The sequence below is a fragment of the Hydrogenophaga intermedia genome (genome assembly GCF_023715105.1).
In the GTDB taxonomy this organism is placed as follows: domain Bacteria; phylum Pseudomonadota; class Gammaproteobacteria; order Burkholderiales; family Burkholderiaceae_C; genus Hydrogenophaga; species Hydrogenophaga intermedia_A.
Map to the genome: position 1 here is coordinate 127,040 of NZ_JAMBNO010000003.1, position 22,756 is coordinate 149,795.

The window sequence follows — 22,756 nt, forward strand, 5'->3', positions numbered from 1 at the left end:
ACTCCGTTGGCGGGAGCCGCTTTATGAGCGGCGGTTTCCACTGGTTGGACCTCACCGCCCGCAATTACGTGGTGACCGGCGCCGCCAGCGGCATCGGCCGCGCCGTCGCCGAGTCGCTCGTGCGTGTCGGCGCGCATGTCGCGCTCGTGGACCGCGACGGGCAGGCCGCGCAGGTGGCCGCGGAGCAGCTAACGGCGCAAGGCGCACGGGTGATCGCCATCGAATGCGACATCGCTTCCGAATCCGCCGTGATCGCGGCGGGCGAGCGTGTGCGCCGCGATCTCGGCCGGGTCAGCGGCTTGGTCAACAACGCGGGGCTGCTGCGTGCCGGCAGTCTGGCGGACGTGGCAGTAGCCGACTGGAATGCGGTCTTGGCGGTCAACCTCACAGGCTACCTGCTGTGCTCGCGTGAATTCGCGAAGGACATGCTGGAGCAGGGCCACGGCAGCATCGTGCACATCGCCTCGATTTCGGCGCTGCATCCGCAGACCCGCAGCGGTGCCTACAGTGCGAGCAAGGCCGGTGTGCTGCTCATGAGCAAGCAACTGGCCGCCGAGTGGGGCCCGAGCGGGGTGCGCAGCAACGCCCTCTGCCCGGGAATGATCCGCACCAGTCTCTCGGCGAAGTTCTACGAGCAAGCCGGGTTCGAGCAGGCGCGTGCAGCCGTGACAGCCAGCCGGCGCATCGGCGAGCCACTGGACATCGCCCAGCCCGCCCTGTTTTTGCTGAGCGATCGCTCCGCCTATGTCAACGGCACCGAACTGGTTGTGGACGGTGGCCTCGACTGCATGTTGATGGACATGGTGCCGCGGCCCGGCTTCAACACCACGGCGCCGGCGGCTCGGGAGAAGAACCAATGAAACGTGTCGAATGCGATGTGCTGGTGGCCGGTTCCGGCGCCGGCGGCCTGTCCACGGCCATCACCGCCCGCAAGGCAGGAATGGACGTGCTCTGCGTCGAGAAAGAGCCCGTGTTCGGTGGCACGACGGCATTCAGCGGCGGCGTGCTGTGGATACCGGGCAACCCGCACTGCGAAGCCGCGCGGCGGGACAGCCGCGCCGCTGCCCTAGAGTACCTGAAGAACGAAGCCGGCGTCTTCTTTGACCCGGCGGCCGCGGAGGCGTTCCTCGACAACGGCCCGCGCATGGTGGAGTGGTTCGAGCGCGAGACCGACGTCCAGTTCGTGCCTACCCTGTACCCGGACTATCACCCAACGGTGAAGGGCGGTGTGGACATCGGCCGCTCCATCCTCGCGAAGCCCTACGACATCCGCGCGCTCGGCGCCGACATGGCGCGGTTGCGCCCGCCGCTGAAGACCATCACCTTCATGGGCATGATGTTCAATTCGTCGAACGCGGACCTGAAGCACTTCTTCCGCGCGACGCGTTCGCTGACCTCTTTCGTCTACGTCGCCCGGCGCCTGGCGGCGCACCTGAAGGACCTGCTGCTGTACCGCCGCGCCGTGCAGGTGACCAGCGGCAATGCGCTGGCCGCCCGGCTGGCCAAGTCCGCGCTGGACCTGGGCGTGCCGATCTGGACGTCTTCGCCCGTGCAGCGGTTGATCGTGGAGCAGGGCGCGGTGCGCGGCGCCGTGGTGCAGCACGAGGGCGAGCAGGTGCAGGTGCACGCGCGGCACGGGGTCGTGCTCGCCTGCGGCGGCTTCCCCCACGACGCCGAGCGCATCCGACAGGCCTACCCCCACCTGCGCAGCGGCGGCGAGCACGTCTCGCCCACGCCGGCCGGCAACACCGGCGATGGCATCCGCATCGCCGAAGCGGTGGGCGGCCAGTTCGACATCCGCTTCCCTTCAGCCTCCGCCTGGATGCCGGTATCGCGCGTGCCGTACAGCAACGGCAGCTCCGGCGTATTCCCGCACCTGCTCGACCGCTACAAGCCCGGCGTAATCGGCGTCACGCGCAACGGCCGGCGCTTCTGCAACGAGTCCGAGTCCTACCACGACGTGGGCGCCGCCATGATCCGGGCGTGCACCGGCGAGCGCGAGACGGCCATGTGGCTGGTGTGCGACCAGCGCACGTTGTCCAAGTACGGCCTGGGTTTCGTGAAGCCCGCTCCCATGCCCATCGGCGCGTACCTGCGCAACGGGTACCTGCTGCGCGGCCGCACGCTGGCCGAACTGGCGCGACAGGCGGGCATCGACCCGGGCGGCCTGGAGCAGACCGTGCGCGAATACAACCAGGGCGCGGTGCACGGCGAAGACCGCCAGTTCGGCCGCGGCAGCACCTCCTTCAACCGCTACCTGGCGGACCCGGACCAGAAGCCGAACCCGTGCGTGGCGCCGCTCGAGAAGGGTCCGTTCTATGCCGTGAAGCTGCTCGTGGGGGACCTCGGCACCTTCGACGGCCTGCGCACCACACCGGTGGGTCAGGTGCTGTCCGCCGGCGGCGCTGTCATCGAAGGCCTGTACGCGGTTGGCAACGACCGCGCCAGCGTAATGGGCGGCAACTATCCCGGCGCGGGCATCACGCTGGGGCCGAACATGACCTTCGGCTGGATCACCGGCCGCCATCTCGCGGCGTTGGCACGCGGGCAGGAGCAGCGCCGTGCAGACTGAGCTCCTCGCCCTGGCTGCCGGCAAACCGCTGGTCGACCACCGCATCTACACCATCCGCCTGCGCAAGATGGGCGAGTTCATCGAGGTGTTCGATCGACTCGCCATGCCGATCCTGCTGCGCACGCTGGGCGCCCCGCTGGGCTTCTGGACCAGCCAGGTGGGCCAGCTCAACCAGTTCGTTCACCTGTGGGGCTACGACAGCCTGGCCGACTACGAGCAACGCGCGCTGGCGCGCGACCAGCATCCGGGCTTCTCCGCATACCTCGCGGCCTCCGAACACCTGATCGTGGCACAGGAAACGCGCTTGATTCGACGCGCGACCCTCGCCAGCCTGGAGGCGCCCCAATGACCGTGGCCCTTGTCACCGGCGGGGCCGACGGGATCGGCTGGGCCACGGCCGAGCGGCTGGCGCGGGAGCACGCCCATGTCGTGATCCTGGACCGCGCCGACGAGGCCGCGCGCCGGCGTGCCGCGCAGCTCGGTGCGGGCCATCGCGGGCTCGCCTGCGATGTGAGCGACGAAGGCAGCGTGGCGCAGGCCATCGCACGGGTTCTGGAGGCATACGGCCGCATTGACGTGCTGGTGAATAACGCCGGCATCGGCGACCAGGCGGCGCCTACGCTGGAGCAGGACGCCGCCGCCTTCGATAAGGTGCTGGCCGTGCACGTGCGGGGCACCTTCCTCGTCAGCCGCGAAGCCGCCCGTTCGATGGTCGCCCGCGGCAGCGGAGCGATCGTCAACGTGGCATCGATCGCGGGCGAGGCCGGGATCCCTGGGCGCAATGCCTATGGCGCGGCGAAGGCCGGGATCGGCGCGATGACGCGCTCGATGGCGTGCGAGTGGGCCCGCAAGGGCGTACGCGTGAACGCCGTCGCACCGGGCTACGTGCGCACCGCGTTGGTCGACCAGCTGGTGGCCGCAGGGGCGCTCGACGCCGCGGGCATCGAGGCGCGAACCCCGCTGGGCCGCATGGCCGCACCGGCCGAGATCGCCGAGGTCATCGCCTTTCTGGCGTCGCCCCGCGCGAGTTTCATCACGGGCACCACCATCCATGCCGACGGCGGCTGGCTGGCGTTGGGCGCGCCCGAACGGGCGCTGTCCTGAACACCACGGAGGAGACACATGTTCATCCACATCTTCAACGGCATCGTCTACGGGGCGCTGCTGATCGTAATGTGCTCCGGCCTGGCCCTGATCTACGGGCTGCGCCGGGTCGTCAATTTCGCCCACGGCGCGCTGTACATGCTGGGTGCCTACATCGGCTACTCCGTGGCGATGCGCAGCAACTTCTGGCTCGCTCTGCTGGTGGCGCCGGCGGTGCTGGCGGTGCTGGGCGTCGCCCTCGACCGCTGGGGTTTCCGACTGCTGCAGGACCGCGATCCGCTCACCGTGGTGCTGGTCACCTTCGGCCTGCTGCTGATCGTGGAGGACGGCGTGCAGAGCTTCTGGGGTAAGGCGAACCTGGCGGTGCCCGCCCCTGACCTGCTGGCTGCCTCGATCGACCTGTTCGGCACGTCCGTGCCGGCCTACCGCGTGGGCGTGGTGGTCGTCGGCGCCGTCGTGTCCCTCGGACTCACCCTGTGGCTGCGGTACTCGCGCGCCGGCCTGTTCGTGCGAGCGGCCAGCACCGATCCGACCACGACCGCAATGCAGGGGGTGAACACGGACGCGCTGAGTGCGAGCGTCGTCGGCCTGGGCACCGCGCTGGCGGGGCTGGCAGGCGTGGTGGCGGCGCCGTTCCTGGCGCTGTCGCCTTCCATGAGCAGCGACGTGCTGATCGACTCCTTCGTGGTGGTCGTCATTGGCGGCTTGGGCAGCCTGGCGGGGGCGTTTATCGCCGCAATGTTGCTCGGGCTGATTCAGTCCCTGGGGGCCGTCTGGCTGCCCGAAACTTCCATGCTGCTGCCCTTCCTGCTGATGGCCGGTGTGCTCCTGTGGAAACCCGCCGGACTGGCCGGCAGCCGCACCTGATGCCCGGGCCCGCGATGACTTCCCGCACACTGTCCACCTGGACCCTGGTCGCCTTGGCCGTGGGCGCCGTAGCCGCGTTCGCCATCGGCTCCGGCACTGTCCTGTCCTTGCTCACCCAGGCCACCATCTATGCGCTTTTTGCTCTGGGCGTCGGCCTGCTGCTGCGCCAGAACGGCATGGTCAGCTTCGGTCATGCGCTGTACTTCGGCTCGGCCGGCTACATGGTGGCGATCCTGATGCAGACGCGCGCAGTCCCGGCCGAGGCGGCGCTGGTGCTCACCGTCGGCGGTCTGACGCTGGTCGCCTTCGTGCTCGGCCTGCTGATCGTGCGCGTGCCGGGCATCGCCTTCGGCATGCTGACCTTGGCCGTCGGCCAGATGGCCTTCCTCACCGCCTCGCGCGTCCGCGGCCTGACCGGCGGGGCTGACGGCATGAACGTGGAGTGGCCCTCCACGCTGTTCGGAGTGTCCATCTCCGTGTTGACGCGGCCTTCCGTGATGCTTCTCGTGTGCTGGTCCACCCTGGTCCTGGTGCTCTTCGCCCTGGCCCTGCTGCTGCGAGGACGCTTCGGCAGCATCACGGAGGCCGTGCGCGACAACGAGGAGCGGGCGCGCTTCATCGGCATCCGCACGCTGCTGCCGCGCACGGGCGTCTACGCGCTGTCGGCCGCGGTCACCTCCACCGCGGGCGTGCTGTCGGCGCTCAACACCGGGTTCGTGTCGCCGGAGAGCCTGCACTGGAGCCTGTCGGGCGTGGCCCTGATGATGGTGGTGGTCGGCGGCACCGGCGCCCTCTGGGGCCCGGCGCTGGGCGCGGCCGTCTACTTCCTCGCGAAGGACCTGCTGGGCGACCACGCGCAGCACTGGATGGCGATCTTCGGGGTGGCGCTGATCGTGGTCACCGTCTTCGCGCCGCAGGGCCTGTCCGGGCTGCTTCAGCAACTGGCGGGCCGCCGCCGTCCCGCACCCGCACGGGCCGACGCCGAACCCGAGCCGGCGACTCGTTGAAAGGCATCCCATGTCTGACTACGTTCTGAAGACTCAAGACGTTGCGATCCACTACGGCGGCGTGAAAGCCGTCGACGGGGTCGCCCTGACCCTCGAGCGCGGCCAGATCCGCGGCCTGATCGGCCCCAACGGGGCCGGCAAGTCCACCGTCATCGATGCGATCACCGGGCGCCGCCGCCTCACGCGCGGCCGCGTGGAGCTCGCCGGCGAGGACGTGAGCGCCCTGGGTGTCGTGGAACGCCGCCGCCGCGGCCTGTCGCGCTCGTTCCAGCGCACCAGCGTGTTTGGCCGGATGCCGGTGCGCAAGCAGGTGGAGCTGGCGTCGCACAAGATGGGCACGACCGACTCGGAAGCGGATGCCGACGAGGTGCTGCGCGAGCTGGCACTGGACCGCCTCGGCGACGTGATCGCGAGCGACCTGGGCTACGGCGAGCAGCGCCGCCTCGACTTGGCACTGGCCCTGGTCGGCCGCCCCACGGTGCTGTTGCTGGACGAACCGATGGCGGGGCTGTCCGTGCAGGAGTCCCACGACCTGGCCAAGCACTTGCAGGCGCTGACCAACCGCCGCAACGTGTCGGTGCTGCTGGTGGAACACGACATGGACGTGGTGTTCGGCATCTCGGACGAGATCACCGTGTTCGAACTCGGGCGCGTCATCGCCGCCGGCAGGCCGGCCGAAGTTCGCGCAGACCCCCGTGTGCGTGAAGCCTACCTTGGGAGTGCCGCATGAAGTCTTTGCTGGAACTGGAACAGGTCGACGCGTTCTACGGCGCGGCGCACATCCTGCACAAGCTGGACCTGCGGGTAGGCGAGGGCGAGCGCGTCGCGCTGATCGGACGCAATGGCGTGGGTAAGACCACGGTAGTGAACACCGTGCTGGGGCTGGCCAGCATGCGCGGCGGCTCGGTGCGGATCGCGGGCAAACCGCTGCCGCGGCCGCGCACCTACATGGCAGCGCAGGAGGGTGTCGCGGTCGTGCCCCAGGGACGGCGCATCGTCGCCAACCTGACCGTGGAAGAAAACTTGCAGCTTGGCGCCGCCAACGGCCGCAAGGGTCCCTGGAACATCCCGGCCATCTACCAGCTGTTCCCGATCCTGCAGGAGCGGGCCCACACGCCCGGCACCGCCCTTTCGGGCGGCCAGCAACAGATGCTGGCGGTCGGCCGGGCCCTGATGGCCAACCCGTCGCTGATCCTGCTGGACGAACCGACTGAAGGCCTGGCCCCCGTCGTCGTCGACCAGCTCGCCGAGATATTCAACAGCGTGGCCGACCGCGGCACGGCGCTGCTGCTGATCGAACAGAACATGACCCTGGTCGCCCGCGTGGCGCACCGCTACTGCGCCATGGCCAAGGGCAGCGTAGTGGCCGAAGGCCGCGTGCATGAAGAAGGTCTCGACGCATTGCACCGCCACGTGATGGTCTGAACCGTCGTATCGCAACTGCCCGGCCTGGCCGGGTTTCCCAACCCCAAAGAGGAGACATTCCCATGCAGATCCCGAAACTCTCGCGCCGCGCCATCGCGCTGATCGCGCTCCTGGCCGCCGCGCCGGCCCTCGCCCTTGCGCAACCCAAGGACCCCGTGCGCATTGGCCTCGTGAGCAGCAAATCCGGCGTGTTCGCCCAGCAAGGCGAGGAAGTGCTGCGCGGCGTGCAATTCGCCGTCGAAGAGGCGAATGCCAAGGGCGGCATCGACGGCCGCAAGGTCGAGGTGCAGATCGGTGACGACGAAAGCACCCCGGACGCCGGTCGCCGCGTGGCCGAGAAGATGGCGCGAGACGGCTATAACCTGCTGATCGGGCCGATCCCGTCCTCGATCTCACTGGCGCTCGCCCCCAATCTGGAGCGCTGGGACGCGGCGTACTTCGTCGTCGCCAGCAAGAGCGATAAAATTACCGGCGACAGCTGCAAGCCGCGCGTGTTCCGCACGAACCACTCCGACGCGATGGACATCGCGATGATCGGGGAGTGGGCCAAGACCTTCAATGAAAAGAGCTTCGCCACGCTGGCGGCCGACTATGTGTGGGGCCGCGACTCCGCCGAATCGTTCGCCAAGGCCGTCAAGGCGCAGGGCAAGGATGTCAAGATCCAGCTGTACGCGCCGCTGGGCACAAAGGACTTCTCGCCTTACATTGCACAGTTGAAGGCGGCGAAGGTCGAGGCGGTTTGGGTGGCCGAAGTGGGCCGCGACGCGATCGCGTTCGTTAAGCAGGCCCAGGAGTTCGGCCTGATTCCCGACACCAAGATCATCGGCCATGCGCTGCTGCAAAACTTCATGGTGGACGCCACCGGCAAGGCGCTCGAGAACATGCCCGGGAATGTGGCCTATTCAGCGGACATCCAGAACCCGCGCAACCAGGCTTTCGTGACCGCCTTCAAGGCCAAGTACAAGCGGGTGCCCACCGACAACGAAGGCTTGGCCTATAACGGCGCGCAGGTGATCTTCGAAGGCGTGCGCAGGGCGAACAGCGTCAAGCCCGCGGATGTGGCGAAGGCCCTGAAGGGTGCGACGCTGGACACCATCTTTGGCTCGGCCCAGATGCGCGCCGCCGATCACCAGCTCGTGCTTGCCAACTACGTTGGCCGCGTCAAGGTGGTCGACGGCCAGTTGCGCCCGGCGGTGGAGCAGGTCTTTCCCCCGTCGCTGACGCCGCCGGCTTCACCGCTCTGCAAGATGTAAAGAAGCGCCGCGGGACCGGACGGTCCCGGGCGTTTGCCGGCACCTATGCAGCGGCCACCAACAGCCATTCACCGAGCGCGCGGGCAGCAAAGAGGGCCTGCTGCTAAGGAGCCCGCGACTGGTCGGCTGCTGGCTGGTCTCCTCAAAGCCCCAACTGGGTGAGGCATCCGCGGGCTTCCAGGATCGATTCAAGTATGTGCACCGGCTCATCTTTGGCCTTCGTGACGAATTGAACGCCGGGGGTCATGCCGCTCGTGCCCCGGGCCTAAAACTCGGTGACACGCTGCAGGTGGACCTGCTCGTCAGCAATTTCGAGCTGAGCGAGGAGTCCACCGCTCAGATGCTGTGGGTGGTTGGCGGCACCGGGTTCGCGCACGTGGAGTCCCTGCTGGACGACGTGGTCAAGAAGCGCATCCGGCGGCCCGTCACCTTCATGTGGACCGGCCGCAATCGCGACCGGCCTCTTCAGCGACATGTTCGTGCCCGGACCCGCCCCCCTGACCGAGGAAGACGTTATGTTCCGCACTGCGAACGACGTGTTGGCGGCCCTCAAGCGCTGCCTCCGACGAAGAGCCGTTCGGGCCGCCGTTTCCCGTGATCCGCCGCCCCGAGATTACCGACGCCGTCGCGCGCGCAAATGCCGGCCCGTATGGGCTCGGTGCATCCGTGTGGGGCAGCGATCTGCGACGCGCGAGCTGCGTGGCTGGGAGGATGCATGCCGGATGGACTGGTCAACGGCGACATAGGCGGTTGATGTCCCCGGGAGTGGTGTAAGTTTTTAATGTTTCAAGGCGCGGAAGGCGAAGCCCGAAGCGCCTGGAGGGCAGAGAGGTCGTCCCTGAAACGGGGTGGCCATCATGGTTCAGGATAGGGTTGAGGTGCGATCCAAGCAACCGAAAAGCTTGAAGGAATGGGCGACCACCGCAACTGTCGCACTGACCGAGCTTGCCGAGAATGGAGCCGAAATCGACGCGCTGCTCCAGATGGTGCAATTCATGGCCCAGAGGCTGATGGAGCTCGATGTGGACGGGCGCTCCGGCGCCGGCTACGACGAAAAGGCTACCGAACTAGTGAACAGCCGAAACGGCTACCGCGATCGTGCCTGGTACACCTCGGGCCGGCATGGTCGGTCTGAAAATTCCCAAGCTGGAGCATTCCTGAACCGCCAGATCGAAGGCGACTGGCCCTACCTGTGGATCGGCGCCACGTACGTGAAGACGCGGGAGGCCGGGCGCATCGAGATGCGTGGCCGTGATAGTGGCTGTGGGGGTCAACACCGAGGGCCAACGCGAGGTGCTGGGCGTGTAGGTGGGCGCCCGCGAGGCCGAGCCGTTCTGGACCGAGTTCCTGCGCAGCCTGAACCGGCGCGGGCTGCGTGGGGTCAAGCTGGTGATCAGCGACACCACGAGGGCATCAAGGCGGCCGCATCGAAGGCTGAAGGCCACCTGGCAGCGTTGCCGAGTGCACATCATGCCCAATGCACTGGCGCACGCGGGCAAGACCCAGCGCCGCGTGTGTCTGCGGCCATCTGAACGGTGGTCGTGCAGGAGACTGCGGATGCGGCCAAGGCGCAGTGGCGATCGGTCGCCGATCAATTGAGCGGCAAGTTCCCCAAGCTCGGCGCGCTGATGGACGACGCGGAGAACGACGTGCTGGCGTTCATGACGTTCCCGCGAGCGCACTGGCCGCAGATCTACTCGACCAACTGTTAGCGCCGATGTAAAACTGACCCACTGCGCCGGGGTAAAAGTGACCTACTTGGGCGACGATGGCGGCTTTTTGGCCGTCGATGTTGACCCAGGAGCATGCAGTGCCCGACAACCCCAAGACAGTGGTAACTGCCCGCGACGCCTACGGAGAGGCCTGCACAGCTGGAACGAGGGCCTGCGGCAGCTGGCCGAGGAATGCGGCTTCAAGCCTCGGCTTTGCCGGCCATATCGGGCAAAGCCCGAGGGAAAAGTCGAGCGTTTGAACGGCGACCTCAAAGGCAGGTTCCTGGTCCCACCGGCGCCTGCCGTGGTCGGCGGAACTGCCTCAGCACCGGAGGCGGTCGATGAAGCAGATGACACTGGCGCGAATCGGGGTTAGGAGTCCGCTCGGCCGTTCCGAACCGGCGATGGTCAGAGCCACCCTTGCTAGGGGTTTTCATGCGGTTGGAGCCGGAGCGGCGAAATCATACAATCATTGGATCAACCATTGAACGTTTGCCGCAGGCGGCGGCAAGTAACTGCACGAGCACAAGGACACCAGACATGAAAGCAAGCAAGAGGGCGCTGATCTTGGCGCTGACTTTCCTCGCCGCAGGAACCGTTTTCGGACAGGCCGACAGTTTCCCCAGCCGCCCCATCACCATCGTCGTACCCTATCCGGCCGGCGGGACGAGCGACGGCCAGGTTCGCATGTTCCAGGACATGTTGGGGAAGCTTCTGGGCCAGCCGGTGGTGGTGGAAAGCAAGCCGGGGGCATCCGGGGCCATTGCGGCTCAGCATGTCGCGCGCTCCAAGCCGGATGGCTACACGCTGCTGTATCCAAACGGCGGCGTGTTGATCTCCCCGCTCCTGAGCGACAAGGCGGGCTACGATGCGCTGAAGGACTTCAAGCCGATCACCGTGGTGACGTCCGTGCCCATGGTGCTTGTCACCGCAAAGTCCGTTCCAGGCAACAGCCTTGCCGAGTTCCTCCAGTACGCGCGAAAGCAGCCCAACGGCATCCTGTACGCGTCGGCCGGAACCGCTTCCTTTGGCCATATTGCTTCCGCCCGCTTTGCCCAGATGGCGGGTATCAAGGTGGAGCACGTGCCATACAAGGGTGAAGCCAATACGACGATGGCTGTGCGCTCGGGCGAGGTGCAGATGCTGTTGACCACGCCGTCGTCAGCGATGCTCGGCCAGGTGCAGCAAGGCAATATCAAGCTGCTGGGCGTCGGCTCCCCCAGGCCCTCTCCCTTGCTTCCCGGCACTCCGACCATCGAGCAGGCGGTGCCCGGCTTCACTTCCGAGATCTGGTTCGGCCTGCTTGCGCCGGCAGGAACGCCCGATGCGGTCGTGGAAAAAATCAACGCCGCCGTCAGGACCGTCATGGCTGACCAGGCCATCCGTGACAAGCTCCAACCGACCGGTGCATTGCCGCGTACAACCACGCCGGCCGAGTTCGCCACGCTGATGAAGGAAGAATCAGCTCAATTGCGCGACGTCATCTCCAAGTACGGCATCAAGGCCGAATGATGGCGCGCTGATGAAATCTGAGTGCGATCTCGTCGTCGTCGGTTCCGGCGCCGCCGGCTTGGCCTGCGCGATCACGGCCAGGAAGCGCGGCCTCGACGTGGTGGTTCTGGAGAAGGAGCCCGTGTTCGGCGGAACCACTGCGTTGTCCGGCGGCGTGCTGTGGATCCCCCTGAGCCGCCACGGACGCCAGCAGAACCCCGCCGACTCCGTGGAGGCCGTGCGCAGATACATGCAAGCGGAGACCGGCCGCTTCTACGACGATGAGGCCGTGCAGTGCTTCCTCGACAACGGTCCGCGCATGGTGGACTTCTTCGAACGCGACACGGAGATGAAATTCATCTCCACGCTGTACCCGGACTACCATCCCTCGGCGCCCGGCGGCGTGAACATCGGGCGCTCCATCCTTGCGGCACCCTACGACATCCGCGGCCTGGGCAAGGACATGGCGAGGCTGAGGCCGCCGCTGAAGACCATCACCTTCATCGGCATGATGTTCAATTCGTCCAACGCCGACCTGAAGCACTTCTTCCGTGCGACCAGGTCGCTGTCCTCCTTCTTCTACGTGGCCAGACGGCTCGCGAGCCACGTGAAGGAGCTGGCACTGTACGGCCGTGCGGTGCAGGTCACCAGCGGAAATGCATTGGCGGCCCGGCTCGCCAAGACGGCACTCGACCTGGGCATTCCCATCCTGACGGACACGCCGGTGAAGCGCATCGTCATGGAGGGCGAACGCGCAATCGGTGTGCTGGCCGCGGGCCCCGGCGGCGATCGGCGCATCGCCGCGCGGCACGGCGTGGTGCTCGCAACCGGTGGCTTTCCCCATGATCTTCGGCGGATTGCCAGGGCGTATCCCCACGTACAGCGCGGCCACCAGCATCTTTCGCCCACGGCCGAGGGCAACACCGGTGATGGCGCCAACATGGCCGAGGCCGTAGGGGGCGTGGTGGACATCCGCTTCCAGGAGCCGGCGGCCTGGATGCCTGTGACGCGCGTCGACTTCGGCAAGGGCGAGGTCGGCGTGTTCCCGCACCTCCTGGATCGCTACAAGCCAGGCGTGATCGGCGTCCTCGCGAACGGCCGCCGCTTCACGAATGAATCCAACTCATACCACGATGTGGGCGCCGCCATGGTGAAGGCCTGTGAAGGCATGAGCGAGACGGCCATGTGGCTGGTTTGTGACAAGGGGGCGTTGTCGAAATACGGGCTGGGCTATGTCAAGCCGGCACCCATGCCCATCAGAGGCTTCGTGCGCAACGGCTACCTGATCGAAGGGCGCACGCTGGCCGAACTGGCCGCGCGTGCAGGCATCGATGTCACCGGGCTGGAGCAGACTGTGCGGGAGTACAACCGCGACGCCGTCCGTGGCGAAGATCCGGCCTTCGGCCGCGGCAGCACCAGTTTCAACCGCTACCTGGCGGATCCCGAGCACCAGCCGAACCCTTGCGTTGCGCCCATCGAGCGGGGGCCCTTCTACGCCGTCAAGCTGGTGATGGGCGACCTCGGCACTTTTGATGGCATCACCACCAGCGTGGTGGGGGAGGTCCTGCGGCGCGACGGCAGACCCATTTCCGGTCTCTACGCGGTCGGCAACGACCGCGCCAGCATCATGGGTGGGAATTATCCAGGCGCGGGCATTACCCACGGGCCCAACATGACCTTCGGCTACGTTACGGCGAACCACATCGCCGACCTCGCCGCCGGCAGTACGGCTGGGCGGCGGGGGGCGCAGGAGCGGCTCGCCGCATGAACCCGCCTTCGAACGCGCTCGCACCGCCGCTGGTGGATCACCGCGTCTACACGATCGCGCTGCGCAAGATGCCGGAATTCCTCGATGTCTTCGGGCGCCTGGCCATGCCGGTGCTGCTGGAGACGCTGGGTCATCCGCTGGGCTTCTACACGAGCTTCGTGGGGCCGCAGAACCAGTTCATCCATCTGTGGGGCTACGACGACCTGACCGACTACGAGCGGCGCTGCCGTGCCCGGGATGGCCACCCAGCCTTCCCCGCCTACCTGGCCGCCTCCGCTCACCTGATCACGGCACAGGAAACCCGGCTCATTCGCGCGGTCTCCCTCACTGCGGTTCCCCGGGCCTGACCCCGACGGGGGAACCGACGTGCCGGGAGTTTCGCCTCCCAACGCCTGTCACAGGTCCATCTGCTTGGCGAGGATGTTGCGCTGAATCTCGCTCGTGCCGCCGCCGATAGGGCCGACGCGGGAATCGCGGAAGAACATCTGCATGTCGTACTCGTTGGAGTAGCCGGCGCCGCCCATGATCTGCATGCCGATGTCGGCGCACTTGAAGTTGTTCTCGGTGGCGACGATCTTGGCCATTGACGCTTCCTGCACCACCTGAAAGCCGCCGTCCAGGAGGTCCGCTACACGGTAGGTCATCTGCCGAGCAGTCTCCGACATGATCAGCATGTCGGCCAGCTTGTGCTGGATCACCTGGAACTGCGAGATCGGCTTGCCGAACTGGATACGCTCGCGTGCATAGTCGCGCGCGTACTCGGTGATCTTGAAGCAGTGGCCGGATGAGATCGCTGCCAGGCCCAGGCGCTCCAGGCCCAGTGCGGCCATGATGTTCTTCCAGGCTTCGCCCTCGCCGCCGAACAGATTGCTGACTGGCACGCGGACATTGTCGAAGAACACCTCGTTGGCGTGCGTAGTACGGCGACCGAGCATCGACAGCGGCCGGATAGTTACACCCGGCGCACTGGTCGGCACCAAGATCGTGCTGATGCCGCTGTGGCGGGCCTGGGTATCCGTCTTGACGATCGCCACGAGGTAGTCCGCCACGTGGGCGCAGGTAATCCACACCTTGCTGCCGTTGATCACATACTCATCGCCTTCCCGTACCGCGGAGGTCTTGATGCCGGCGACGTCCGAACCGGTGCCGGGCTCGGACATGCCCAGCGCCAGCTTGGCGCGGCCGCTGATGATCTTGGGAATGATCTCCTGCTTCAGTTCGGGCGAGCCGAACTTGGCAACATGCATGCCGGCGTAGATCGTCGTGGTTGTCACGGCCTGTGCGATGCCGGTGTAGTAATAGCCCAGCGTTTCGAGGAAGACCGCGATGTCCTTGTAGGAGCCGCCCATGCCGCCGAGCTCGTCGGGATAGAACAGGCCCAGGTAGCCGGCATCCGCGAGCGCATTGTAGGCCTCGTGCGGGAAGGCGCGCGACTCGTCCATCTGGCGCACCTGTGCCCAGGGCAGATGGCGCGACAGCAGGTCCAGCACGCCATCGCGCATCATGCGCTGGTGTTCATTCAGGCCTGCGGTGTTGATCAGGGACTGGGGCATGGCTATTCCGGGTAGGCTGGTCAGGATTTCGTCGCAACGGCCTCGAGGCCGGCGCGGGTCAGGACCATGGTTGTCATCAGGCCCGTCTGCACGACCTCGTCGCGCTGGTTCAGCAGATCCATGCGGCGCACCAGCACGCCGCGATCGGGCTTCGAAGTCGGGCGCGCCGAAACGATCGTCGCTCGCAGACGGACGGTGTCGCCGAACAGGATCGGCTTGAGAAACTTCCATTCGTCGATCCCGAGCGCTGCAACGGCGGTGCCGTCGAGGTAGCCTATGCTGGCGCTCAGTCCAGTCGCGACCGACAAGCCCAGCGCGCCATGGGCAATCCGCTGCCCGATCGGCGACCTGGCGCTATGGACTGCATCCGTGTGCATGGGATTCACGTCGCCCGAAATCCAGGAGAACTGGACGACGTCGGTTTCCGTGATGGTTCGAGCCCGGCTTTCGTCGACCTGGCCAACCTCAAACTCTTCAATGCATTTGCCTCGCATCTGGGATCCTCGTTGCGGGTTCAGGACGCGACGGCGCGCGCGGCGAAGAGTGGGCCGTCCTCGTATTGCAGCACGGCCATTTCGACGGCCATCCCGGGTCTCCACCTGACGCCGGGCGCATCGAGCAACCGGCAGGCGAGACGGATGCCGCTGTCCAGGTCCACGATGCCGAGGCCATAGGGCGCCTCCGGTGCGAAGACCGCCGGCGCCGCATGGACGCGGGTCCAGGAATAGAGCGTTCCGCGCGGGGAAAGCGGGCTCCAGCGGACCTGGTCAGACCAGCAATGCGGGCAGACCGGCCGCGGGGGAAAGGTCTGCCGGCCGCAGGCCTCGCAGCAGGTGGTCTCCCAGCGACCGCGCGCGAGGCCTTCCCAGAACGGCTGTGTGAAAGCCGATACCCGCGGCGGGTACGCCCGCCGGCCCGTGGCCGGCACGGAAAAGAGTTGCGTCATGCCACGGCCTCCAGCACGTGCACGAGGGCAGCGTTGTAGTTGCCCAATTCGCCGGTAGACATCCCCAGTCTGGCGCCATCGACCTGGCGCTCACCGGCGCGACCTCGCAGCTGTTCGGCCAGCTCGACGTAGTTGTAGAGAGAAGTCACGTAGGCCGGATGCCCGCGCGAAGTCAGTCCGCCCGAGGTGGACACCGGGATCCGCCCGCCGAGGCGCGTCTCGCCTGCGGCAGCGGCGCGGGCTCCGTGGCCGCGCGGAACCAGTCCGATCGCCTCGGTCACCAGGACTTCCACGATCGTGCACGGTGCGTAGAGCTCCACCACGTCGAGGTCGGCGGCGGTGATGCCGGCCTGACCGTAGGCGTCGCGCGAGGCCCGCGCTGCGGCTTCGAAGCCGATCATGTCGTTGGGAACGTCATTGATCTGGTGCGAGCCGTCGTGGTAGAAGCCGCGTCCCCGAACCAGCACGTAGGGCCGGCCCAGCGACTTCGCGACATCTTCGCTCGCCAGCACCAGGCAAGCCGCGCCGTCGCCGCGAGGGGGCACGTCGTACAGGCCCAGCGGTTCGACGATGGGACGCTGCGCGAGCACCTCCTCCAGCGTGATCGGCTTGCGGTATTGGGCGAGCGGGTTGAGCGAGGCGTGGTAGCGGTTCTTCACGGCCACCGAGGCGAGCTGCTCGCGGGTGGCGCCCGTTTCGTGCATGTAGCGCATGGCGTCCATCGCGTACCACGCGATGGGCGTGAAGCCGGCGGACGTGTGGAAGTCGACGTCGCCCGTCGTGCGCATGCTGCTCATCATGTGCTCGGCTGCGGGGACTGCGCTCTCCATGTTGATGCCCAGCGCCAGGGCCACGTCCGAGCGTCCCAGCAGGATCTCGTCGCAGGCCTTGTCGAATGCGAGGGCAGCCGTCATGCCGTTGCCCATCACCTCCAGCACGCTACCGCGGCAGGCCAGCCGCAGTTGACCCACCAGGAAGGTGTGAAAGTACTTCTGGCGCGTGTACGGACGGGGGAGGGTGAACACCAGGCTCTGGATGTCCTCCTTGGCGATGCCCGCATCGCGGACCGCCTCCGTGACCAGCCGCGTCATGATCTCGTTCTCGAGAACCTGCAGCGCCTCGTCGTCCGCGCTCTGGTAGCGACCGTTGGGGATGGCGCTGGTGCCGATCAGCGCGACGCGGCGCGTCACGCTGCCACCTTCGCCGCACCGGCCGCGGCAGCGCCGAACACGCCGTCGGCCTGCAGCTGGGCGATCCGCTCGTCATCGTAGCCGAGCGTTTCACGGAGCACGGTCTCGGTGTGCTGGCCGACGCTCGGTGCCGCCGTGGGCGGCACAGCGGGTGTCCGCTCCAGGCGCAGCGGGCTGGCGATGTTGGGAATCCAGCCCATTACCGGGTGCGGGATACGCGTCACCAATCCGCGCGACCGCGCTTCGTCCGAGGCGAGCGCCTCGCCGAGGGTGCGAACCTGCCCGTGCGGCACGTTGGCGGCGCGCAGCCGCGCAGCCCAGTAGCTCCAGGGTTGCTTCGCGAAGGCCTCGTCCATGACCTGGAAGATCCGCTCGCGCTGCTCGAGTCGCTTGACGCGCTGCGAGAGTACCGGGTCGTAGGCAAGGTCTGGACGCTCTAGCACCTGATCGAACAGGCGCTGGAAGATCTTGTCGTTACCGCAATTGATGTAGAACGGCCTGTCCTGCGACAGGAACACGCCGGACGGGCAGGTGTCCGGGCTGACGTTGCCGTTGCGAGTGGGCTCGTAGCCCGTGGTCAGATGCTGCATTGCGCCGAAGCCGGTCATCACGATGGCGGTGTCGAACAGCGCCACCTCCACCTTCTGCCCCGTGCCGTCACGGGCGCGGGCCATCAGGGCCAGCAGGATGGCATTGGCGGCAGACATCGCGGTCGCGACGTCCATCACCGCGGCACCCGTACGCACGCCTTGCCGATCGGCGTACCCGTTCATGGAAATGAAGCCGCTTTCCGCCTGCGCGATGGGATCAAAGCCCAGCCGCTCCGCGTAAGGCCCTTCGCGGCCGTAGGCCGAGATCGAACAGTACACGAGACGCGGATTGAGACTGGCGCAAGTGGCGTAGTCGAGCCCGAAGCGATCCATCACGCCGCTGGAGAAGTTCTCCACCAGCACATCGGCTTGGGCGATGAGTTCCTTGGCCACCCTCAGGCCTGATTCGTTCTTCAAATCAAGCGCGAGACTCTTCTTGTTGCGGTTGGACCAGAGGAAGGGCCCCCCTTGGGCCGGTATTGCTGGATCTACCGTCGGATAGTGGCGGAAGTCGTCACCCCGTTCGGGCGCCTCGATCTTGATGACCTCCGCTCCGAAGTCGGCCAGGGTCTGCGTCGCCAGCGGGCCGGCGATGAAATGGGTGAAGTCGATCACCCGAAGCCCGCCGAGGGCGGGTGCCCCCAGGCCAGGCGCGCTCTGGTGGACGGGCAGGGCGTTAATGCGTTGCTGGTCAAACACGGATATTTCCATCAATGGTTCAACCATTATACGGTTGCAAGCGCGGGAAACAACAGCCGCCGCTCTCCGCGGGAGTCCCGCAGGGGGCTGGGCAAGCGGAGGCGTTCAGCCTCCCGCCTCACGGCGGCCGCGCGACGCAAGGGCGGGAGGTTGCCTGCCCTATCGGCGGCGCGGGGTGGGGGCAGATCGGCCGTGACTTCGCGGTTCTGCCTGCTTGCGCGGCTTGGCACTGCCGGCCGGGGCCGCTGTCGCGGCAACGGCCGGGACACGCAGCGGCGTGGCCGCAGCCACCGGCGCAGCTTCCTTGGCCAGCGACAAATAGCTGCGTTGCAGACGCTTCAGGCTGGACTCCATCTCGGCGATTGCACCGGAGACGTCGCGCGCTTCCATCAGCTTGATGAAGCGCTTGCGTGACGGCGGCACGAAGGAGTTCTCGTAGGGGCCGATCGTGTGCACGAAGTGCCGGAGCACGGCGAGCATGCTGTCCATCACGATCACCACCACGGGGTTGCCCGTCATCCGCGCGACAATTCGGTGGAACTCAAGATTGGTCTCGGCGCGTCGGGCGAGATCGCCTTGCGTGTTCGCCTGCTCCGCCTGGCGCACGTTCTCTCGCAGGTTCTCCAGGTCTTCCGGTGTGGCGCGCTGGCATGCTTCGCGCACGACCACGGATTCGAGCCAGATGCGTGCCTCCGTCAACTGCTCGGGAGAAATCGTACCGCTGTGGTACATGTCCAGCAGCCCTGTTGCGATCGTGTCGCCGCTGGCCTCGGTAATGAACGCGCCGCCGGTCGCGCCCTTTCGCAGGCGCAACAGGCCGGCATGCTCCAGGGAGCGCAGAGCCTCCCTTAGGGTATTGCGAGAGACCCCGAACTGCTCGGCCAGAGCCCGTTCCGACGGCAGGCGGTTGCCGACGCGCAGCTTTCCTTCGGCCAGCTGGGAACGGATCTGGGAGGCGATTTCGTCGAATGCACGCCGGGACCGGATGGGTTGGAAGACTGGCGCGGTCGCGTTGGAAGGGTGTCGGGGAAGTTGATGGTCCGCCAAGTTGCTGGAAGCTCGATGTGAATGGTGCAATGATAGGACCAACCGGACGCCCGGCCGGACTTATAGAGCGTCGATGCTCCCGGCTGAGCCTCGGCGAGATTCCTCGGTCCCTTCCATGACCACATTACGTCACCCGAGTTTATTCCTCGGGTCGGTGGCCCATGGCTACAGCAGCGCCGCGAACGCGCGCCGAGCCGTTTCCAGTTCCGGCGGCAGCTTGTCCACGACATCGTCGCGGCTCATGCGGCTGGTGGACACCGACAGGCTCAGCGCGGCGATCAGTTCGCCGCGCCCGGTGCGGATCGGCACGGCGACAGAGCGCAGGCCGATCTCCAGTTCCTCGTCGCAGATCGCGTAGCCCTGCTGCCGCGCGCGGTCGATCTCCTGCACGATGTCGCGCAGGGCGGTGAGGGTGCGCGGAGTGAGCGCGGGGCGCATGATGCGGTTCAGCAGGAACCTGACTTCGTCCTTCGGCCGCTCCGCGAGCAATACGCGGCCTGTGGCGCCGCAATAAGCCGGCAGGCGCGCGTCTACGCCGAGAGCGCTGGAGAGGCTGTCCAAGCGCTGCCGAAAAACTGGAAGCTGTATGTCGAGAACGTCAGGTGCGCAGGATCTGGAAGCCGTCGTCGAGATGGGCGGCCACGAGACGGGCTCCAGCGAAGGCCGCGCCACGGAAACCTCCGTGCGCGGCTTCTGGAAGGCCTACCGCACGCACAGGGGGGCCTGAGCATGATCGACATCCTGGCGCTCTGCGCCTTCAACGCCGCCTACGCGCACGTGATCGGCGTTTCGCGCCCGCGGGCCGGCGTCACTAGCGGGCTGGGAGGTCTATTGCTGCGGCTGGCCGGTGATGGTGGCCGCAGTGCGCAAGGCCTGCATCGACGAACGCCGGCTGGACGGGAATCACTTCTTCAGCGACGTGTGTTCGTCCCCGGACCCGCCGTAACCTGAGCAAGGAGACAAGACGAGATGTTCCGCAGTGCCGACTGCATCAGGCCGCGCCGGTCGGCGGAGGCCACGGCGGGGCTCGGCGGCAGAACAGGGCCATACCTCCCATGTAGCCGTGCAGGGCCTTCAGGGCCACGACGTGATGGGGGCCTTCGAGGGAGGCCTTGCCGCCCCCGCGCGGGCGTAAGGCGGGCAAATCAGCGACTCTGGGGTCTTGCCCCGTGCAGCAACGTCAGTCCGCATAGCAGCGCCGGCAACGCCACCGCCGCGAACGCCGTGTCATACCCCATTCCCGCTTCGATCATCAGCGCAAACACCGGCGGGCCCGCCAGCACGCCGGCGAAGGTGACGAACAGCGCCGCTGCGGTCGCCGCGCTCACGGCGCCGGCGGGTGCGCGCCGCGCCACCTCGGCCAGGTACACGCCGTTCCAGCCAATGGCGCTGGCGCCGAACACGCCGTACAGAAGCAGGAGCATCGGTGCCGGCCATGCGCTTGCGAACGCGCTCACGATCGCGCACCCGCCCATCAGGCAGCCCATCGCGCCCATCACGCGGCGCGGGTGTCCACTGCGATCGGCGACATGGCCCGACAACAGCCGCCCCGCGATCCCCGCAGCCTGCGTCACGGCCAGCGCCAGACCAGCCTCCACCAAGGTGTAGCCGTTCTGCGTGGTGAGGAAGGTCACCAGGTAGGTGCCCAGACAGAGTTGCAGCGCGGCATAAGAGAACGAGGCGAGGGCCAGCGGACGGCCGGCGCGGTCCCCCAGAGCCACGTGAAGCGGCTCCGCCAAGCTGTCGAGCCCCACGCGCGCGTGGGGCTCACGGTCAGTGTCCAGGGTGGCGCGCAAGGGCTGCAGCAACAGCGCCAGTAGTGCGCAGGCGCCACACACGGCCCACACGGCAGAACGCCATCCGCTCCACGACGCCAGGGGCGGCAACAGGGCCCCTGCCAGCAGTGCCCCCACCGGGACGCCGGTCTGTTTGAGCGAAAAGATCCTGGACCGGCGGTGCGGCGGTGCCACGCGGTTGAGCAAGTGCGAACTTGCCGGATTCAGGGGGCCATAACCGAGGCCCATCAGCACCGCCGCCGCCGCCACGCCGCCGACATGCGCCGTGGCGAGAAGGCCAACGCCTGCGCTCGCGGCGAGCAGGCACAGTTGGCTCAGCCGCAGCGCGCCCCAGCGGCGGACCAGCGCACCGCTGACCAGGCCACAGCCCATGCTGCTGGCATAGATCAACGCCACGAAGAGTCCCAGGAGCGAGAACGCCAGCCCTGTCTCCGCTGCGACCGCCGGCGCCAGGATCGGCAGCGTGACCGTGGCCATCGAGAGGAACGCCTGCGCCGCCAGCATCGCGGCCACCGGTATCACCACACCCGGCGACGCTCTCACCGGCTGCCCTCCGTGTCGAAACGCAATTGCCGCCAGGTCACGCGGGGTGGCGGTGGATGAGCTGGCGCGCGATGATCAGGCGCTGCATCTCGTTGGTGCCTTCGCCGATCAGCAACAGCGGCGCGTCCCGATAGTAGCGCTCTACGTCGAATTCCGGCGAGTACCCGTAGGCGCCATGGATGCGCATGCACTCCAGCGCGTTGTCCATCGCCGCCTCGGTGGCGAAGTATTTCGCCATTCCGGCTTCCATGTCGCAGCGTTCGCCGCGGTCGTACGCGCGCGCCGCCGACTCCACCAGCAGTCGCGCCGCTTCGACGCGGGTGGCCATTTCACCCAGCTTGAGCTGAATGGCCTGGTGCTCGCTGATCGGCTTGCCGAAGGTCCTGCGCTGCTGCGCGTAGGCCACGGCGTCGTTCAGCGAGGCGCCAGCCACGCCCAGGCCCCGCGCCGCAACGTTGATGCGCCCGAGTTCCAGGCCGGACAGTACCTGCTGCAGGCCGCGGCCTTCGACGCCGCCGACCAGGCGGTCGGCATGCACGCGATAGTTCTCGAACTGCAGCTCGCAGGTATCGATGCCGCGATATCCCATCTTTCCCAGCTTGCGCGTGACGATGAAGCCGGGCCCCTTTTCGGCGATGAACAGGCTCATGCCCTTGTGCCGCGGTTCGGCCTGCGGATCCGTCTTGACCAGCAGCGCCAGGCAGCCGCCATGCAGGCTGTTGGTGATCCAGGTCTTGCTGCCATTGATCACGTAGTGCTCGCCTTCGCGCACGGCGCGCGTGCGGATCGCCTGCAGGTCCGTGCCGGCATCGGGTTCGGTCAGGCCGATGCCGCCGCGCAGCGCGCCGCTGGCAAAGCGCGGGAGCAGGTCGCGCTTCTGCGCCTCGGTGCCGTGCCGCATGACGGCCGAGGCCATGATGAGGTGCGAGTTGATGATGCCGGACAGCGACATCCAGACCGCCGCGATGCGCGCCACGACGGCGGCATAGGTGGAGGTCGACAGGCCCAGGCCGCCGTACTCGACCGGGATGATGGCGCCGAACAGCCCCATCGACTTCATCTGCTCGACGATTCCGGCAGGGTACTCGTCTGCCTGCTCCAGGCGCTTGACGTGCGGCCGCACCTCCGTTCGCAGGAAACGGTCGATGGCAGCGAGGATCAAGGATTCCTGTTCGGCGTCGGTGTTCATTGAG

Annotated in this window: 24 protein-coding genes and 3 pseudogenes; 18 read left to right on the top strand and 9 right to left on the bottom strand. The window is 67.1% G+C overall.

Annotation, left to right across the window (positions count from 1 at the left end; genetic code table 11):
• Window positions 1-23 precede the first annotated feature (23 nt).
• From M3149_RS03910 to M3149_RS03980, 16 genes and pseudogenes are all read left to right on the top strand, one after another.
• On the top strand, window positions 24-860 hold the full coding sequence (locus M3149_RS03910) for an SDR family NAD(P)-dependent oxidoreductase (RefSeq protein WP_251708173.1): 837 nt from the start codon (window positions 24-26) through the stop codon (window positions 858-860).
• Window positions 857-2,572 (top strand): FAD-dependent oxidoreductase, encoded by a 1,716-nt coding sequence (locus tag M3149_RS03915; RefSeq protein ID WP_251708032.1) that lies wholly within the window; start codon window positions 857-859, stop codon window positions 2,570-2,572. Before M3149_RS03910 ends, M3149_RS03915 begins: the two co-directional genes overlap by 4 nt.
• Entirely contained in the window at window positions 2,562-2,921 is a 360-nt protein-coding gene (locus tag M3149_RS03920; RefSeq protein WP_353056795.1) for an NIPSNAP family protein, read from the top strand. Before M3149_RS03915 ends, M3149_RS03920 begins: the two co-directional genes overlap by 11 nt.
• Complete coding sequence (locus M3149_RS03925) at window positions 2,918-3,676, top strand: SDR family NAD(P)-dependent oxidoreductase (protein ID WP_251708033.1); 759 nt, start codon at window positions 2,918-2,920, stop codon at window positions 3,674-3,676. The genes M3149_RS03920 and M3149_RS03925 overlap by 4 nt, the downstream gene beginning before the upstream one ends.
• A gap of 18 nt (window positions 3,677-3,694) precedes the next feature.
• The gene (locus M3149_RS03930) at window positions 3,695-4,543 is read left to right on the top strand and encodes a branched-chain amino acid ABC transporter permease (RefSeq protein ID WP_251708034.1); all 849 of its coding nucleotides are present in this window, start codon (window positions 3,695-3,697) and stop codon (window positions 4,541-4,543) included.
• Between the two features lie 14 nt (window positions 4,544-4,557).
• Window positions 4,558-5,550, top strand: a complete 993-nt coding sequence (locus M3149_RS03935) for a branched-chain amino acid ABC transporter permease (protein WP_251708035.1) — start codon at window positions 4,558-4,560, stop codon at window positions 5,548-5,550.
• Window positions 5,551-5,560: 10 nt separating this feature from the next.
• The gene (locus tag M3149_RS03940; protein WP_251708036.1) at window positions 5,561-6,280 is read left to right on the top strand and encodes an ABC transporter ATP-binding protein; all 720 of its coding nucleotides are present in this window, start codon (window positions 5,561-5,563) and stop codon (window positions 6,278-6,280) included.
• Window positions 6,277-6,975, top strand: coding sequence for an ABC transporter ATP-binding protein (locus tag M3149_RS03945; protein WP_251708037.1), 699 nt, complete (start codon window positions 6,277-6,279; stop codon window positions 6,973-6,975). The genes M3149_RS03940 and M3149_RS03945 overlap by 4 nt, the downstream gene beginning before the upstream one ends.
• 62 nt (window positions 6,976-7,037) lie before the next feature.
• Window positions 7,038-8,228 carry an ABC transporter substrate-binding protein gene (locus M3149_RS03950; protein ID WP_251708038.1) on the top strand — a complete coding sequence of 397 codons (1,191 nt, stop codon included), beginning with the start codon at window positions 7,038-7,040 and terminating at the stop codon, window positions 8,226-8,228.
• A gap of 289 nt (window positions 8,229-8,517) precedes the next feature.
• Window positions 8,518-8,826, top strand: coding sequence for a hypothetical protein (locus M3149_RS03955; protein ID WP_251708039.1), 309 nt, complete (start codon window positions 8,518-8,520; stop codon window positions 8,824-8,826).
• The gene (locus tag M3149_RS23145; protein WP_353056796.1) at window positions 8,823-9,002 is read left to right on the top strand and encodes an aldehyde dehydrogenase family protein; all 180 of its coding nucleotides are present in this window, start codon (window positions 8,823-8,825) and stop codon (window positions 9,000-9,002) included. The genes M3149_RS03955 and M3149_RS23145 overlap by 4 nt, the downstream gene beginning before the upstream one ends.
• Window positions 9,003-9,476: 474 nt before the next feature.
• A pseudogene (locus M3149_RS23290) lies at window positions 9,477-9,934 on the top strand (transposase); the annotation flags it as partial.
• Window positions 9,935-10,029: 95 nt separating this feature from the next.
• Window positions 10,030-10,238 (top strand): annotated as a pseudogene (locus M3149_RS03965) (IS21 family transposase); the annotation flags it as partial.
• A 242-nt stretch (window positions 10,239-10,480) separates the two neighbouring features.
• Entirely contained in the window at window positions 10,481-11,452 is a 972-nt protein-coding gene (locus tag M3149_RS03970) for a Bug family tripartite tricarboxylate transporter substrate binding protein (RefSeq protein ID WP_251708040.1), read from the top strand.
• A gap of 10 nt (window positions 11,453-11,462) precedes the next feature.
• Window positions 11,463-13,199: an FAD-dependent oxidoreductase gene (locus M3149_RS03975; RefSeq protein ID WP_251708041.1), complete on the top strand. Its 1,737-nt coding sequence runs from the start codon at window positions 11,463-11,465 to the stop codon at window positions 13,197-13,199.
• Window positions 13,196-13,546 (top strand): NIPSNAP family protein, encoded by a 351-nt coding sequence (locus M3149_RS03980; protein ID WP_251708042.1) that lies wholly within the window; start codon window positions 13,196-13,198, stop codon window positions 13,544-13,546. The genes M3149_RS03975 and M3149_RS03980 overlap by 4 nt, the downstream gene beginning before the upstream one ends.
• 48 nt (window positions 13,547-13,594) lie before the next feature.
• Here M3149_RS03980 and M3149_RS03985 read toward each other — a convergent pair whose 3' ends face one another.
• From M3149_RS03985 to M3149_RS04015, 7 genes are all read right to left on the bottom strand, one after another.
• Window positions 13,595-14,752, bottom strand: a complete 1,158-nt coding sequence (locus M3149_RS03985; protein WP_251708043.1) for an acyl-CoA dehydrogenase family protein — start codon at window positions 14,750-14,752, stop codon at window positions 13,595-13,597.
• A gap of 20 nt (window positions 14,753-14,772) precedes the next feature.
• Window positions 14,773-15,246 carry a MaoC/PaaZ C-terminal domain-containing protein gene (locus M3149_RS03990; RefSeq protein WP_251708044.1) on the bottom strand — a complete coding sequence of 158 codons (474 nt, stop codon included), beginning with the start codon at window positions 15,244-15,246 and terminating at the stop codon, window positions 14,773-14,775.
• A gap of 20 nt (window positions 15,247-15,266) precedes the next feature.
• Window positions 15,267-15,698, bottom strand: a complete 432-nt coding sequence (locus tag M3149_RS03995; RefSeq protein ID WP_251708045.1) for a Zn-ribbon domain-containing OB-fold protein — start codon at window positions 15,696-15,698, stop codon at window positions 15,267-15,269.
• Window positions 15,695-16,888: a thiolase family protein gene (locus tag M3149_RS04000; RefSeq protein ID WP_251708046.1), complete on the bottom strand. Its 1,194-nt coding sequence runs from the start codon at window positions 16,886-16,888 to the stop codon at window positions 15,695-15,697. The genes M3149_RS03995 and M3149_RS04000 overlap by 4 nt, the downstream gene beginning before the upstream one ends.
• The gene (locus M3149_RS04005; RefSeq protein WP_251708047.1) at window positions 16,885-18,177 is read right to left on the bottom strand and encodes a CaiB/BaiF CoA transferase family protein; all 1,293 of its coding nucleotides are present in this window, start codon (window positions 18,175-18,177) and stop codon (window positions 16,885-16,887) included. Before M3149_RS04005 ends, M3149_RS04000 begins: the two co-directional genes overlap by 4 nt.
• Window positions 18,178-18,336: 159 nt before the next feature.
• The gene (locus M3149_RS04010) at window positions 18,337-19,224 is read right to left on the bottom strand and encodes a FadR/GntR family transcriptional regulator (RefSeq protein WP_251708048.1); all 888 of its coding nucleotides are present in this window, start codon (window positions 19,222-19,224) and stop codon (window positions 18,337-18,339) included.
• A gap of 165 nt (window positions 19,225-19,389) precedes the next feature.
• Window positions 19,390-19,785: an IclR family transcriptional regulator domain-containing protein gene (locus M3149_RS04015; RefSeq protein WP_251708049.1), complete on the bottom strand. Its 396-nt coding sequence runs from the start codon at window positions 19,783-19,785 to the stop codon at window positions 19,390-19,392.
• 37 nt (window positions 19,786-19,822) lie between these two features.
• On the opposite strand from M3149_RS04015, the pseudogene M3149_RS04020 reads away from it, so the two are divergent.
• Both M3149_RS04020 and M3149_RS04025 read left to right on the top strand, forming a co-directional pair.
• Window positions 19,823-19,951 (top strand): annotated as a pseudogene (locus M3149_RS04020) (Rieske (2Fe-2S) protein); the annotation flags it as partial.
• 2 nt (window positions 19,952-19,953) lie between these two features.
• Entirely contained in the window at window positions 19,954-20,175 is a 222-nt protein-coding gene (locus M3149_RS04025; RefSeq protein ID WP_251708050.1) for a hypothetical protein, read from the top strand.
• Between the two features lie 194 nt (window positions 20,176-20,369).
• Here M3149_RS04025 and M3149_RS04030 read toward each other — a convergent pair whose 3' ends face one another.
• Together M3149_RS04030 and M3149_RS04035 are read right to left on the bottom strand one after the other, a co-directional pair.
• Window positions 20,370-21,524 carry an MFS transporter gene (locus M3149_RS04030; RefSeq protein ID WP_251708175.1) on the bottom strand — a complete coding sequence of 385 codons (1,155 nt, stop codon included), beginning with the start codon at window positions 21,522-21,524 and terminating at the stop codon, window positions 20,370-20,372.
• Between the two features lie 76 nt (window positions 21,525-21,600).
• Entirely contained in the window at window positions 21,601-22,752 is a 1,152-nt protein-coding gene (locus M3149_RS04035) for an acyl-CoA dehydrogenase family protein (protein WP_251708051.1), read from the bottom strand.
• Window positions 22,753-22,756: the final 4 nt, after the last annotated feature.